Source organism: Janthinobacterium sp. UMAB-56, assembly GCF_900095265.1.
GTDB lineage: Bacteria > Pseudomonadota > Gammaproteobacteria > Burkholderiales > Burkholderiaceae_D > Janthinobacterium.
In genome coordinates this window covers 44,154-57,448 of the sequence record NZ_LT607669.1, presented here as the reverse complement: position 1 = coordinate 57,448, position 13,295 = coordinate 44,154, and the positions used below count along the sequence as shown (strand labels likewise).

At 54.4% G+C, this 13,295-nt stretch carries 12 protein-coding genes and 2 pseudogenes; 10 read left to right on the top strand and 4 right to left on the bottom strand.

Features of this window, described 5'->3' with window-relative positions; genetic code table 11:
* Positions 1-157 precede the first annotated feature (157 nt).
* Positions 158-387 (top strand): annotated as a pseudogene (locus K0F85_RS29010) (IS3 family transposase); the annotation flags it as partial.
* 219 nt (positions 388-606) lie between these two features.
* The gene (locus K0F85_RS24245) at positions 607-1,407 is read left to right on the top strand and encodes an SAM-dependent methyltransferase (protein WP_219118431.1); all 801 of its coding nucleotides are present in this window, start codon (positions 607-609) and stop codon (positions 1,405-1,407) included.
* A gap of 118 nt (positions 1,408-1,525) precedes the next feature.
* Here K0F85_RS24245 and K0F85_RS24240 read toward each other — a convergent pair whose 3' ends face one another.
* Both K0F85_RS24240 and K0F85_RS24235 read right to left on the bottom strand, forming a co-directional pair.
* Positions 1,526-2,443 (bottom strand): hypothetical protein, encoded by a 918-nt coding sequence (locus K0F85_RS24240; protein ID WP_219118430.1) that lies wholly within the window; start codon positions 2,441-2,443, stop codon positions 1,526-1,528.
* Positions 2,440-3,555 carry a type IV toxin-antitoxin system AbiEi family antitoxin gene (locus K0F85_RS24235; RefSeq protein WP_219118429.1) on the bottom strand — a complete coding sequence of 372 codons (1,116 nt, stop codon included), beginning with the start codon at positions 3,553-3,555 and terminating at the stop codon, positions 2,440-2,442. Before K0F85_RS24235 ends, K0F85_RS24240 begins: the two co-directional genes overlap by 4 nt.
* Positions 3,556-4,269: 714 nt before the next feature.
* Here K0F85_RS24235 and K0F85_RS24230 point away from each other — a divergent pair.
* The 5 genes and pseudogenes from K0F85_RS24230 to K0F85_RS24210 form a co-directional block, all read left to right on the top strand.
* Complete coding sequence (locus K0F85_RS24230; protein ID WP_070289060.1) at positions 4,270-5,160, top strand: hypothetical protein; 891 nt, start codon at positions 4,270-4,272, stop codon at positions 5,158-5,160.
* The gene (locus K0F85_RS24225) at positions 5,157-6,404 is read left to right on the top strand and encodes a tyrosine-type recombinase/integrase (RefSeq protein ID WP_070289059.1); all 1,248 of its coding nucleotides are present in this window, start codon (positions 5,157-5,159) and stop codon (positions 6,402-6,404) included. Before K0F85_RS24230 ends, K0F85_RS24225 begins: the two co-directional genes overlap by 4 nt.
* Positions 6,405-6,523: 119 nt before the next feature.
* Complete coding sequence (locus K0F85_RS24220) at positions 6,524-6,793, top strand: type II toxin-antitoxin system RelE/ParE family toxin (RefSeq protein ID WP_070223560.1); 270 nt, start codon at positions 6,524-6,526, stop codon at positions 6,791-6,793.
* Between the two features lie 49 nt (positions 6,794-6,842).
* Positions 6,843-7,145, top strand: coding sequence for a HigA family addiction module antitoxin (locus K0F85_RS24215; protein WP_070289058.1), 303 nt, complete (start codon positions 6,843-6,845; stop codon positions 7,143-7,145).
* A gap of 135 nt (positions 7,146-7,280) precedes the next feature.
* Positions 7,281-7,745: pseudogene (locus K0F85_RS24210) on the top strand (IS6 family transposase); the annotation flags it as partial.
* A 33-nt stretch (positions 7,746-7,778) separates the two neighbouring features.
* Here the strand turns inward: K0F85_RS24210 and K0F85_RS24205 are convergent.
* Positions 7,779-9,197 carry an ISKra4 family transposase gene (locus tag K0F85_RS24205; protein WP_175445163.1) on the bottom strand — a complete coding sequence of 473 codons (1,419 nt, stop codon included), beginning with the start codon at positions 9,195-9,197 and terminating at the stop codon, positions 7,779-7,781.
* 259 nt (positions 9,198-9,456) lie between these two features.
* Between K0F85_RS24205 and K0F85_RS24200 the strand changes: the two genes are divergently transcribed.
* From K0F85_RS24200 to K0F85_RS24195, 3 genes are all read left to right on the top strand, one after another.
* Complete coding sequence (locus K0F85_RS24200) at positions 9,457-9,804, top strand: CzcE family metal-binding protein (protein ID WP_071650240.1); 348 nt, start codon at positions 9,457-9,459, stop codon at positions 9,802-9,804.
* A gap of 325 nt (positions 9,805-10,129) precedes the next feature.
* Positions 10,130-10,429: a sulfatase-like hydrolase/transferase gene (locus K0F85_RS29240; protein WP_374198813.1), complete on the top strand. Its 300-nt coding sequence runs from the start codon at positions 10,130-10,132 to the stop codon at positions 10,427-10,429.
* Positions 10,419-10,898, top strand: coding sequence for a hypothetical protein (locus tag K0F85_RS24195; RefSeq protein WP_083287606.1), 480 nt, complete (start codon positions 10,419-10,421; stop codon positions 10,896-10,898). The genes K0F85_RS29240 and K0F85_RS24195 overlap by 11 nt, the downstream gene beginning before the upstream one ends.
* Before the next feature lie 262 nt (positions 10,899-11,160).
* On the opposite strand, the gene K0F85_RS24190 is transcribed toward K0F85_RS24195, so the two are convergent.
* Positions 11,161-13,263 (bottom strand): heavy metal translocating P-type ATPase, encoded by a 2,103-nt coding sequence (locus K0F85_RS24190; RefSeq protein ID WP_083287605.1) that lies wholly within the window; start codon positions 13,261-13,263, stop codon positions 11,161-11,163.
* Positions 13,264-13,295 lie beyond the last annotated feature (32 nt).

Here is a 13,295-nt window from a genome sequence, read left to right as displayed (position 1 = left end):
CAGACGCTAGGTAGGCGAAGCAGCGACCAAGCCCGCAAGGGAGAGACCAACATCAACAACAGCTCAATGCCTTGAATCGAACAGAATAAGGCATCCGATGAACTAGTCCTGCCGTGAGCATCCCCTTTTTCACATAAGCATTCATGATCTATTTCTTCATAATCTGCAACAGAGCATGAGTAGGTGCGGAAATTGCCATGACAATGCCGTTGTCAAGAACTTCTTCCAATTGCCTAAACGCGAGCGCATCCGCAGAAAACCTACAATACATGAGAAGAAGCCCGCCGCGCTACCTTTGACTACATTGTGATGTTCTACAATCCAAAGCGTAGGCACAGCTTCAGCAAACAGCTATCGCCCATGAACTACGAAAAAACTATATTTTAAGCGACTGGCGAGTGTCTAGAAAACTCGTGACGATTCATTGGTTGACTACCAACCGGTGGAAAAGTCGGCTGACAAGGCTGCGTGAAGCTGCATTGATACGCTGGATGCACGCATATCCAGGCACGGCCGATGTAGGAAAACGAATTGGTGGCGATGCCGCCCCGACGCCGGCCGGTAGCCGGCTATTTGGAAAGGCCGCCAAGTAGCGGGAAAAATGATATGAATGAAATCCATCCGAGATTCGGTCAGGCAATGACCGCAGCCCAATATTCTTCAGAATGGGAGCGCAGCGCCGCTGCCTTCTCTGCAGCAGGGCATTACACGTGGATGAACGAACGATTGGGGAAAGCCGACAAAATCATTGAGGTTGGTTGTGGCGCAGGTGCCAGCACAGAAGCTCTGCTCAGTACAGGTCGCCAAGTGCTGGTGATTGAATCTAACCAATCGTGCGCTGATCGCACCTGTGAGCGCCTAAATGCCAAAGGTATATCGGTCGAACTGATCTCGGTCGATCAACTGTCAAATCTCTCCGCATGGCAAGGACTGAAAGTGAAGATCGTTGTAATAGATGTTCTATCTTCTGACCTTGAGCTACATTTGCAGCCAGGTTCGTTTGACGCACTTGTATGCTGGATGACTGGGACGCATCCTCATCACATCAGCGAAATACTTTCAAAACCTTACATGTCACTCGAAGGCGGGGACATGGCTTTGTACAGGTCATTAGTGCAGGAGCGCTGCTACAAACTCGGCAACCATGCAGTCAAAGTCGGAGGGGGCGTCCATATGGTCGACCGGGCTATGGTCCGTAGCTGGTCGGACAAGGATTGGATGAGAGAAGAGTTGGTAACGCTCCTGAGTACAGTCGCCGGTCCAAATTATGTTTTAACGAAGGGCGATTGCTATCTTAGAAGACTCAGCGAGGGCTTGAATCAATCCGCTATCCAGTACGTGGCACAGCATCCAGCCAGTGTTGCCGGGGAGGTAGTACTTACCTCTACCGTTGCACATCTGGCTTAAGTGTGATGATCTGAAAGTAGCTATCTTCGAAAGCTAAGTCGAGGAAACCTACAAACAAGGGGCCGCGGCCCCGTAAGCTAGATCGTATAACGATCATGCCAATAAAGCGATGCCTTCATCATTCAGCGGCGCCATTTTCACGCTGTTTTGACACTTGCTTTAGGAAATGGTCCATCATACCGCTGACGTTGCGCTGCTCACGGATACGTGTCTCGTCATCGACGTCCTGCAGTCCGTGGAAGTTGGCCACGGCCGATGGACCATCTTTGCGATAACCAGGAATATCTGGCTCGTCGCAGAAGTTTTCCATCAGTACCACTAGTGCGTGCTCAATGGCGTCAGCATGGAGCCCACTGGCTAGGCGTTCGACGAATTTGCTAGCGAGGGATTCGATGCTGCCCGAGTAGCGCATGACATGGATAAGGTCCGCGGCATCTTTGCGTTCATGACGGGAACTGAAAGCGAGCGCCTTCAAGATGATGAAGGCAACCGCATCTGCGTAGCGGATAGTCTCCTTGACCATCCCGCCGTTGTTGGGAAGTTCGACAACGATTTCCTTTTCTTCAAACCAGTCATGTGCGATACCGGCATACAGGATCTGGCACGCGGATACATCCTCGCCATCAATTTCCATGAGAAAGGAACTCTGGCCCGGGTCGTCCGTGTGTTGTAGGAATTCAACGACAATAGGTATGCCGCCGGTGTCGTATACCCATTGCCAGGAACTCACCGGACCTTTTGGGTCAGGTTGATATCGGACGAATCCTCCGTCTTTCAGTTGCCGCTTCAGCTTATCGTAAGTGCCTTTCGCGGCGAGTACCGTAATGTTGAGAACGACGTCTACGTCCGTCGTGCCGGCGTGCTCCGGAATTTCCGGCGGCTGTGACGGAATCAAATAGCGCGGAACCAAGCCCCCCACCAGCCGCAAATCTTTCTTCAATGCACCAAATGCGCGCAGCAGTGCGACAAATGCGATCTCACACGCCGTGGTGTGAACGGTGCTGTACTGTGCCGCGGTCTTATGTTTCGTGTTCATTTGCTGCTTCCTATTTTAAGCGCTTGTGTGCGGAACTCTTCCGCGAGCTCTTTGTTGCGGCCGTAGCCGTTGAGAAGATCCAGATACTGTATGAATCGGCTGGCAAAGCGGGAGTGTGGGCGTTCAGGATGCTCGTCCAGGAACAGGAATGACGCGCCGGTTCGTTCGATCATCACTACGTTGGCGCCTTTTTCCGCTTGAGACAGCCCCATTGCAGACGCCAGCTGCTCCGCCTCGCCTGGCTGAACGATGACTTCCACCCGATCAACGTTGGTCAACCGCGGTACGATGGTGTTGGCGGCAGCGGCCCCGGTGAGCGCCCATTCCTGCTGGGCGTGTTCGACGAATCCTTCAATGACCTGATCGGTGATGTTCCCCTTGTGCGCATACGTGTACCATCGTGTCTTCACTTCCCGCCGCCGGGACCATTCCTCGGCCCATGCATCGAGGAGTGCAGCAGGATCACGCAGGCGGCGGCGCTGACTAGGGCCAGCACCTTTGGATTCGACGAAGTCAAGCTGCTCTAAGGCCTGCATCGTGCTCGACACGGTATAGGTCGATGTCTGTGCGAGCAAAGCGAGCTCCGATCCAGATAGGTACCCCTCATCATGTTTGCTATACCAGTGGTGGAGTAGGGCATGGATGACCTGTTCACGTGCCCCGCTAAACAGCGCGATCTCCTTTTTACGCGCTGGTCGTAGCGGTGCGCGTTCAATATCCACTAACCACGTCTGATGTCTGAAATACAGCGTTCCGCTTTGATCGTAATAGTTGATGCCCGCTTTGCGCAGAGCGTCGCGTGAACCTGGGCTGATCGTTTCTGCGACCAAGCACAGTTCAACTTGCGTGTCATGAGGGGCTGTAGTGCGATACGCCATCAGGTGGCTGATGGCCATACGGACATCGCGTGGATAGGCTATGCGTTTCATCTCGATGGCCAATACGCAGGTGCGCCCGTCCGGCGTAGTTGTTTCCAGCAATGCATCCAGCTGTGCGTTTTGACGGCGATCGCCAAATGGCACCTCGAGTGTTTCATGGCCTGCATGGAAGCCAGTAGTACTCCGCAGAGTGCGAGTGAAATCGTGCAATAGAGAAATATATTTGTTATCCATATGTCCTATATTAGCTGCACAGCTAATATAAAGCAAATACCTAATTTAGCTGAAATTTGCAGATTAGCTGTACAGCTAATCTTGTCGCCCCTGCTGTGGAGGAGGCCGGTGGCCAGGACATTGTTCTAACGTTGTAACGTGTCGGTTGTTCTACAAGTGGGTTGGTCGGTGAAAGCAATGTGTTGTTTATGATGCATTGATCCAACTCGCGCTGCGCGCTGCCCAACATGACACCGACAAAATGGTCAATACGCGGGTAAGCCTGAGCAGGGCTACATGGAGCCAAAATGAACGTCCAATGTACCAGGACGCTGAAACAGTCAGCGATCAAGCGTGACGCTTTGTGCCAATTTTTACTTTTTATCAATCTTTATTATTTTTCGCCAATAGATCGATGTTGATTATAGAAGCCGACGTCCAACTATTTTAGATCATGTCGAAGCGTATGGTCTGATGTGAGACCGTATTGTTTGGCGACAGATGATGTCGCAAAACACCTCCGAATGATGTCGGTGTACGCCATAATTTCCCCAGAAGCGATCCTTCCTATCTACAATACTTAATATAGGCTAAGTATTATAGGGTAAATTACAGGTACGTTTATGCATGAAAAATACCGGTTTAAATACCGCTGTCTGGCTGGTCGTGCTATGCTCTTTTTCACCCACGCCGCCGTGATGTCCGCGCTGGCCCACCCGATCAATTGCGCGCACCATGCAACCACCATCAGACCCGCTGTTCCCACCGCCGCCAGCACCGGCATCGCTGCCGCGCAACGCCGGCCGGCCGCGTTTTGCGCTCACCGACGATGAGGCGCGCAGCCTGGTGATGCAACTGGGCGATATGCGTACCCGTCACGCCAACAACCCCCGCCAGCATCGTCCGTTCGTGCACGATTTTCTACGGGCGGTGCACCACGCGACCGGGCGCATCTACAGCGCAGGGACCTATCGCAAGCTGCTGCAGGCGTACGCGCCCGAGCGCACGCCGTCAACGACCACGCTCGAGACCGAAAAAAACTTGCTTGAGCATGAGCTGAAAAGCCGCGCGGTGGCCGTCGGCATCGCTGCGGCAACGCCACTGCCGGCAGCTGAGGCAGCGCCATCGGTGCCAGCACCGGCGCCGGCGCGGGAAACCGGACTCGAGCTCCAGCAGATCATCAGCTTGCTGCACCACCTGTCAGCGCGACTGGATCAACAGGATCGGGCGTTCGCAGGCCAGGATCGTTCGGCCGGCTTGCAAGCCCACAACGACTATCTGCGCGAGCGTCTCGCCGTCACCGAAGAGGATTTAAATGAAACGCGGGCGCAGGCCGCCCGGATGGCGCTCGAGGTGCAAGCTGCCGCCACCCAGGCAGAGGAGCGTGCGCGCGAGCTGGCGGCGCTGTACCAGAACGTCAAGGACCAGGCGGCGGCGCTGGGCGCGATGGCGGAAGAACTGCATGGCAGCCGGCAGTTTGCCATGCAGGCCATCGATGGCGTGCGCGGAGAAACGCGCGGGGCCAAAGAACGCTGCGCGCAGCTGGAGCAACAACTCAAGGACAAGGAGCAGCAAGTGGACATGTACCGGCAAATGGCGTTCAGCAAAGGAGCGCCTGCACGATGACTGGACTGACGCCCTACGCCCACGGCGCCGGCCAGCTCGCGGTCGCCGCCCCCCAGCCGGTGCACAGCCTGGGGCCCGTCGCCAACGACTGGGAAGCGATCAATGTGTGGCTGGCCGCGGTGGCCGACAACAGCAGAAGCGGTTCCAATGAAACGCTCAAAACCTACCGCTACCACCTGGCCAAGCTGCGCTGGTACTGCGAGCGCGAACTGGGACGCCCGCCGTCGACCTGGACCCTGCAAGATGTGAAAGCCTTCCGCAACTACCTCGCGCAGCTGCCTGCTTCGTCCTTGCGTACTATCAATATCGCACCTGGTGCGCCAGACTACTCACCGTTCCAGAAGCAGCCCGGCGTCAGCACCCAGTCCGACATCATGCGCTTTACCAAGGCCATGTTCAGTGCCCTGCATCGCACCGGCTATCTGCGCCTCGATCCGATGGCGCTCGTCCAAGCGCCGAAGCAGCGCCGCTTGGACAAAAAACGCGCCGTGGGGGATGATTTGTTTGACCTGGTGCTGCAGGTGATGGCGGAGGCGCCGCAGCCAACCCAGAAAGACCATCAGATTTACGTGCGCGACTGCTTCATCTTCATTTGCCTGCGCGAGTCGGGACTGAGGGCGTCGGAACTCATCGGGGCTAAAATGGATGCCGTCGGGTTGCTGTACAACCCCAACAGCGGCAACACCTATTGGGCCATGACGGTCAAGGCAGAGACGGCCAAGGGCGGCAAACAGCGCACGGTACCGGTGAGCGTGGCGTTCCTGGAAGCTTTTATTGCCTACCGGCGCGCGTTCGGACTGGATCCGATGCCTGGACCGAACCCCCAGCAGTATGGGCTTGTGCTGTCCGTGCGCACCAAAAAAAGGGAGAGCGGGAGCCGGATCAAGAGCGCGTCGGACCGACGGCTGTTTGGTGAATGGCGCGACGTGGGGAGCCGGCAAGGACTGCATGGCATCATCAAAGGCCGGATACGGGATGCAGTCCTTCTGCTGGAGCAGGCCGGCGATGGCGCAAGCGCCGCGCACCTGGATCGAGTATCGGCACACTGGCTGCGGCATACGTTCGCGATGACGTCGCTCTTGTCGGGTCAGGATCTGCGAAGCGTGGCCACGTCGCTGGGCCATGCCAGCGTCGACACGACCATGGGCTACACGGAACAGGACGCGATCGATCTGATCGAGAGTTGGGAGCGAGAAACGCCAGGCCGCGTGGCCCGTGCGGGCCAGGCCGATGGAATCAAGTGAACAGGAGTTAAATTTTTTGGTAGGCTTCCCCCCAAATGCTTCAGCCGTCCAACTAAATGTAACGAGGAAAATTCTTGCGTTTTGTTGACTGTTAACCGGATAACGGATAATATGAAAACATGCCAATTCAATCCTTCGCTTGTCCCGACACGCAAGCCCTGTTCACCACAGGCAGGAGTCGCCGATTCGTCAACATTAAGAACGTAGCCGAGCGCAAGCTGGCCCAGCTCGACGCGGCTCCCTCGGTGAATTTCATGAAGGCGCCGCCGGGTAACGACCTGAAAGAGTACGACGGCGCTTGGCATGTGCGGATTAACGACCAATGGCGTCTGACCTTCAAGTGGGGTGATAGCGGCCCTTATGAAGTGCTGATCGAAGACCCACACTGAGCGGGGCCTAGCCCCGCATAGAAAAACCTGAACAGCCACGGAGGGCATTATGTTCAAAAATGGTATGCGTCCTATCCACCCAGGCGAAATTTTGGTCGAGGACTACATTAAGCCCATGGGCGTCAGCGTGCGCGCTGTGTCTCTGGCCCTGCACGTTCCGTACTCTCGCCTCAGCGAGATCACCAAAGGTGAGCGCGGCGTCTCCGCTGATACGGCACTTCGCTTGGAGCGCTATTTTGGCAGTGAGGCACAAGGATGGTTGAATCTCCAAAGTGCGTATGATCTGCGTATGGCCGAAATATCCGCTGGCAAAGCCATCGCCGAAGCAATCAAGCCGCTTGCGTTGGCATAGCTCAAGAAAATCTATGTTTCTCATTGTGAACGACGGACTTGAATTGGTCCTGTCGCATTAGCAAACCGTCGATGGCCGATCAGGAAAACTACGGTGCTTAATCTTGAACGACTCGATGTGCTCCACTTCAAGAGGATGCGCTTTCCGATCGATCTGCTCCTTGTCTGCATTCGTTGGTACGTGGCCTACCCGCTGAGCTACCGGCACGTGGAAGAAATGATGGAGGAGCGCGGCTTGTCGGTAGACCATTCATCGATTAGCAAATGGGCGGTCCGATTTCTTCCGCAGATCGAGAAGATGGTCCGCAAACACAAGCGCCCGGTCGGTGGCAGCTGGCGAATGGATGAGACGTACATCAAGGTCAAGGGCGTCTGGAAATACCTGTACCGCGCTGTCGACAAGCAGGGCAAGAGCGTCGACTTACTGCTCACGGCCAAGCGTGACATGGCGGCAGCGAAGCGCTTCTTCGACAAGGCCATCTGAGCTAACGGCGATCCAGACAAAGTCGCGATGGACAAGAGCGGCGCCAACAACGCGGCCTTCGATTTGATCAACGCCGGCCGTGACGTGCCAATCTTGGTGCGCCAGGTTAAATACCTTAGAGTGCGTGCAAAACCTGGGGAGGCTGACAGATCATCCTTGCTGCTCAAATGTGCTGCCATTGGCGCAAGACTGTCGAGAGGCGACGGAAGTCGGCCTGGTCGCGATCAAAGTTTGCAGTCTGCCTGGCGAGAGTTCGCCATTGAGAACGGCGACTCTGACCTGTGCAAGGCAGTGCGCGCCTTCGTCGGTCCAGCGCATTTGGCGCTTCTTGGCCATGCGCTGGCTGACGACCAGATTCACGGCCGATTCGGCGATGCTGCTGCTGATTGGCAGGCCTTTTCTATATCGTGCACCATAGTTGACCAGGGAATCGGTGTTGTTGCGGATGTAGCAGCTGACGGTACGCAGATTCCACCACAGCCTTGAGAATTCGTAACCATCCCTGCACAGCAGCCTGTCATCAAGTGCCTTGATTCTGGCCACCGCCTTACTGCCCTTGCCATGCCAGACCAACCATTTGGCGCCGCGAATATCACGCTCCATCGACTCGTGTCCAAGCGAGTCGATGGTCTTTTCGCCGGAAATCGAGTTCAGTGCCGCCTGAAACTTCATCGCGATATGAAACCAGTCCAGGATACGGCCGCGCGCGAGCTGGCTTCCTTTGACGGCTTTGCTGAATTCGCCGGCATCGTCGCTAATCACCGTCACGCGCTGATTGGGCGCCACGCCGCAACGACTGAGAAACTGATCCAGCCGTGCAGCCGCCGATGCGACTTCCTTGTGGACGTAGGCGTAGACACGCGGCTCGCCGTCGACAAAAGTCGCGCGGCCGACGACGAGATTCACATGCCGACCCAGACCCCGAATGGAGTCGGTGTGACGAAGCCAGGCCGAATCCACGCTGACTGCGCCGACATGCTCGGATTCACTGTCACTGGGCTCTGTGACGACCTGCCTGGCGATATCACGTTCGATTTCGGCATCGAGCAGCTTGCCAACAACGTGGATCCGATTCCTGGTGCCACTGAAAGAGATGCCCTGATCCAGCGGCAAAAGTTCTTTGAGCAAATCGGTCGCCGCTCTGAACGGCAGATGGGCAGCCCATTTGACCTGGAGGTAGTTCAACTCGGGTGTCGTGTGTTCGGGCAGCGCCTCGCTCAAGGGACTGAACGTACGTTTTGGCGCGCCATGGCAATTGCATGACCACAGTCTCGGGCTCGGCACGGTCACCTTGCCATATACGGTGCGCACGACACGCGCCCGGCTTTCCTTGTGCTGCAAGGCTGCGGCGCAAAACCTGCAATGCATTTGTCCGGCAAGCCATGAATCCACTTGCTGCATCACCAATGCGCGCTGCACCTCGGCCAAAAGAGATCTCCCCTCGGAAAGCGTGAGACCCAGCTGTGAAAGACTATGGTCGGGACGCTCGATCACCGCCAGAACCGCATTGTCTGCTCGGCTGGTATCGTCGTCTCCGTCAACGATGCGTGCCTCTATAATCAAACGCATGACCATCTCCCTCGCCGTTGCGATACCCGTCAGATTACCGCAATCATGCCGAACCGAAAAGAATGCCGCCGAATGTTGCATCAGGTCATCTCCCCAGGTTTTGCACGCACTCGTTGATGGCGGTAAAGATTGGGTAGCTGACGCTTACTGTTGTAATGCAAATGTAATGATTCGGCCATTCCGGTGTGCGATCACTTCTATAAAATGAACTCACCGAATTCGAAGATTCTTTCACCACAACCATGAGGCAGGAGATCAAATGAACTTAATCAAAACCAAAATCATCACCGCGTTTGTGATTGCATCCCTCAGCCCGCTAATTGCCACTGCTCAGTCTCAGAGTAAAGTCATGGCTAAAACCAACCTTGGCAGCACGGTCCAAACCCAAGCAGTAACACGTAGCGTCACAATTTTGCCATCTACAAAATATGTAAATGTCAGGCAGGGAGATGTCGTTACATTCACCTCTGATGGAAAACAGTTTACCTGGCTATTCGATACTCTTCGCCCTACAGATGATTTTGATCTATCCTCCATTGCACCAGCCGAAATGAAAACGCATGGTGTTCGCGTATATGTGGGATCAAATCCTCTTTATGCTAACTAGCTGATAACTGTTTAACCGGCACATGTTATTTCCTTGCACGTGGCATGTAGCCCGACAGTGTAGCTTGTTACTCGCGTAGCTAAAGCCTGCCAAACAGCCTGCCAAACCGCTACGCGAACCGTAGCTTGCAGCATACATCTACGTGCCAGACTTATACATTACTTGCTAGTTCCAGAAGCAATAGCTTTGCACAGCCAATTCATTTTTTCTGCAATATCCAGAAATTCGTGCCCCTCCTATCTAATATTCGAGATAAGAATATACGATGTATACTTCGCGGATATTTTTCTATGCGATGCTGGGAAAAGGTTGATCGAATACAGGCATCCGCCATCGAATTAACTATTATCCACTGATTCATTCTCTTACATATCATTTAAGTTGTTTTTTTGGAACGCCTTTTGTTATATCCCCCATAGAACAGCGCCACGTACCGATGCTTATATGGATGTCAGATGGCTTTCAAGACAGACTGCGACTCAAACGTTCTTGTCTGGACGCGCGACGCGCCTTGCCTTACTCGCATGATAATGTATTCCATTCGATACTGGGATTGCTCGGCGTAAGCACCTCAGTTTACAAGCCAGAGCTTGATATCTTAAACGGATGCACCAATGCAGAGTAAGGCATACTCCAAGGCATTGCTCCTCTTAGCTGTTAGCGCCGGCTTGCTATTATGGATGGGGCAGGCCGCTAATATCGACATGTGGCTAGCAGGACTGAGCTTTGACGCCCAACAGCAGGTTTTTCCGTTGCGAAATTCATGGGTGACCGAACGCCTGTTACACAAATATCTTAAAAATTCACTGAATTTACTGGCTATTTTCTTTGCTATTCTAACCATGATCGGCTGGAAGTATCCGGGAAAGTTTTGGAAACCCAAATTCGACCGCCGCATCCGACTAGTCATTTTATCGTCGATACTGGTTCCTGCGACTATCAGTCTATTGAAGAGGAGTAGCCGGTCGCACTGCCCTTGGGATATTGATCAATTTGGCGGCACCGTGCCTTATTACCGTCTTCTGGAATTTATGCCGGATTTCGTTATAGCCGGAAATAGTTTTCCTGCCGGACACGCTTCAGGCGGTGGCTGATTTCGTTATGTGTTTTTTGGCTACCGGCCGAGCCAAAAAAGGCTATTCCTGCGGGCGTAGCAGGTTTTGCGGTGGGGTTGACCATGGGTATATCACAGCAATTACGCGGGGCCCATTTTCTGAGCCATACGTTATGGTCGATCTGGTTCGCTGCGGCGTTAATCCTTGTTCTTTATTGGCTCTGCATAGCGCCAAAGAGGGAGGATTTAAGAAAATAAATTTCGGCGCGCTACCGTTCAGCTCTGGTGCGCGCCCTTTCTTTTTACGCGATGGTTTTTGCAGATTTAATATCACCATAAACCAGCAAACGTAATGCATTGATGACAACCAGCAACGTCGATCCTTCATGGAATATGACCGCGGTCCCAATGTTCAAACCCATTATGGTGGCTGGTATCAATACTGCGACGACGCCCAAACTGACCCACAAGTTTTGCTTGATGATACGACTGGTGCTCCTGGACAGTCCTACGGCGAAGGGTAATTGTGCAAGGTCGTCTGCCATCAGTGCAACATCTGCCGTTTCTAGCGCTACGTCCGAACCCGCAGCGCCCATGGCGATTCCAACTGTTGCATTTGCCATAGCTGGTGCATCGTTGACGCCATCGCCAACCATGGCGACTTTGCCGTGCTTATCACGAAGTTCCTTGATCGCTTCGACCTTTTGCTCTGGCATCAGGTCGCCACGCGCCTCAGTTAAGCCTACGCTTTTGGCAACCGCATTGGCAACTTGCTGATTATCGCCTGAAATCATGATCAGGCGATCGATACCCAAACCACGCAGCGCCGCCATGACCTCTCCTGCCACTGGACGAGGCGTATCCATGACGCCCAGTACTCCCAGAAAGCGTTTCCCTTTAAGAACAATCATGGTCGTACGCCCTGCTTCCACTAGTTTCAGATCAGCGTTGAGCACGTCCACCGGCAGGACATTTCCATCTGTTTCCGAAAAAAAGACCGGCTTGGCAATGTACACGAGTTCTTCACCGACCATCGCCTGTACCCCGCGCCCCGTAATGCTCTTGATATCGGACGCCTGCACTGGTATCACGGAGTTCCCTAGTCGTTCCTTTGCACCGACCACCACGGCGGACGCCAGCGGATGGTCACTATGCTCCTCAATTGCCATAGCTACTGATAACAGTTCCTGTTCGGTCGCCCCGTCAGCTGCAACAGCATCAGTCAGCTTAGGCTTGCCTTCAGTGAGAGTGCCGGTTTTATCAAAAGCAATTGAAGTAAGCGTGCCTAGATTTTCCAGCGGCGCTCCTCCTTTTACCAGAACACCACCCCGCGCTGCCCTTGCAACACCGCTCAATACAGCACTTGGTACGGAGATGGCCAACGCACATGGGCTTGCGGCAACCAGGACAGCCATGGCGCGGTAAAAGCTGTCCGAGAAAGGTTCATCCACCACAACTCCGGCAAACAGCAGAATGGTTACCAGAACAAGAACTGCCGGCACGAAGATACGCTCAAACTTTTCGGTAAAATTCTGTGTCGGTGAGCGCTGCGTTTCTGCATCGGCAACCATCTTGACTACGCGCGCCATCGTCGACTGATCCGCACGCCGAGCCACCATGACCTCGATGACGCCACTACCATTGATGGTGCCTGCGAACACGCGGTTTACAGCTGCGACCTTGTCAAAAGCCTTCACCGCCTCTGCAGGATCAGAAGCGGGTTGCTTGTCGACGGGAACGCTTTCGCCGGTTACTGGCGCCTGGTTCACACTGCTGGTACCCCGGGTCACCACACCGTCAGCAGGAAGGCGTTCGTTCGGTCGGACAATCACGATATCGCCAAGCTGCAGTTGTGACACTGGAAGCTCAATCATCGTCCCATTCCTGCGTACGTTGGCCGTTTCGGGAGCAAGCTTGGCCAATGCCTCGATCGCACGACGTGCACGCCCCATTGCATAATGCTCCAGCGAATGCCCAAGGCTAAACAAAAACAGTAATAGAGCCCCTTCCGCCCATTTTCCCAATGCCGCAGCACCCACGGCAGCGACCAGCATCAGAGTGTCAATTTCGAAACGACGCGCACGGATATTCTCGATCGCTTCCTTGGCGGTAAAAAATCCGCCGAAAAAATACGCTGCAACAAATGATGCAGTAGGCAACCAGCTTGGGCCGAACGAGAATTTTTCGATCCCCCATCCTGCCAGCAGCAAGATGCCCGATACACCGGCAAAAATGAGTTCCGCATTTTCACCCAAAGCACCACCATGCGCATGGTCGTGGCCAGCATGTTCATCCTTGGGGCGGTGATCGGCTGCCACCTGCCCAGGATGGTCGTAGGCTTGCGCAGCCTTGTCAGGCTGGTTATCTTCTGGTCCGCCTTCAACGGGATGTTTAGTTGCATTCATGGATTAATTCTTTCATGTCAAAGGAATTATGG

Excerpts from the sequence above, each read along its gene's own strand:
- K0F85_RS24215 (WP_070289058.1), top strand. The coding sequence starts at position 6,843 with ATGTTCAAAAATGGTATGCGTCCTATCCACCCAGGCGAAATTTTGGTC.
- K0F85_RS24200 (WP_071650240.1), top strand. The coding sequence starts at position 9,457 with ATGAACTTAATCAAAACCAAAATCATCACCGCGTTTGTGATTGCATCC.
- K0F85_RS24220 (WP_070223560.1), top strand. The coding sequence starts at position 6,524 with ATGCCAATTCAATCCTTCGCTTGTCCCGACACGCAAGCCCTGTTCACC.
- K0F85_RS24195 (WP_083287606.1), top strand. The coding sequence starts at position 10,419 with ATGCAGAGTAAGGCATACTCCAAGGCATTGCTCCTCTTAGCTGTTAGC.
- K0F85_RS24235 (WP_219118429.1), bottom strand. The coding sequence starts at position 3,555 with ATGGATAACAAATATATTTCTCTATTGCACGATTTCACTCGCACTCTG.
- K0F85_RS24225 (WP_070289059.1), top strand. The coding sequence starts at position 5,157 with ATGACTGGACTGACGCCCTACGCCCACGGCGCCGGCCAGCTCGCGGTC.
- K0F85_RS24240 (WP_219118430.1), bottom strand. The coding sequence starts at position 2,443 with ATGAACACGAAACATAAGACCGCGGCACAGTACAGCACCGTTCACACC.
- K0F85_RS24245 (WP_219118431.1), top strand. The coding sequence starts at position 607 with ATGAATGAAATCCATCCGAGATTCGGTCAGGCAATGACCGCAGCCCAA.
- K0F85_RS24190 (WP_083287605.1), bottom strand. The coding sequence starts at position 13,263 with ATGAATGCAACTAAACATCCCGTTGAAGGCGGACCAGAAGATAACCAG.
- K0F85_RS24205 (WP_175445163.1), bottom strand. The coding sequence starts at position 9,197 with ATGCGTTTGATTATAGAGGCACGCATCGTTGACGGAGACGACGATACC.
- K0F85_RS24230 (WP_070289060.1), top strand. The coding sequence starts at position 4,270 with ATGCAACCACCATCAGACCCGCTGTTCCCACCGCCGCCAGCACCGGCA.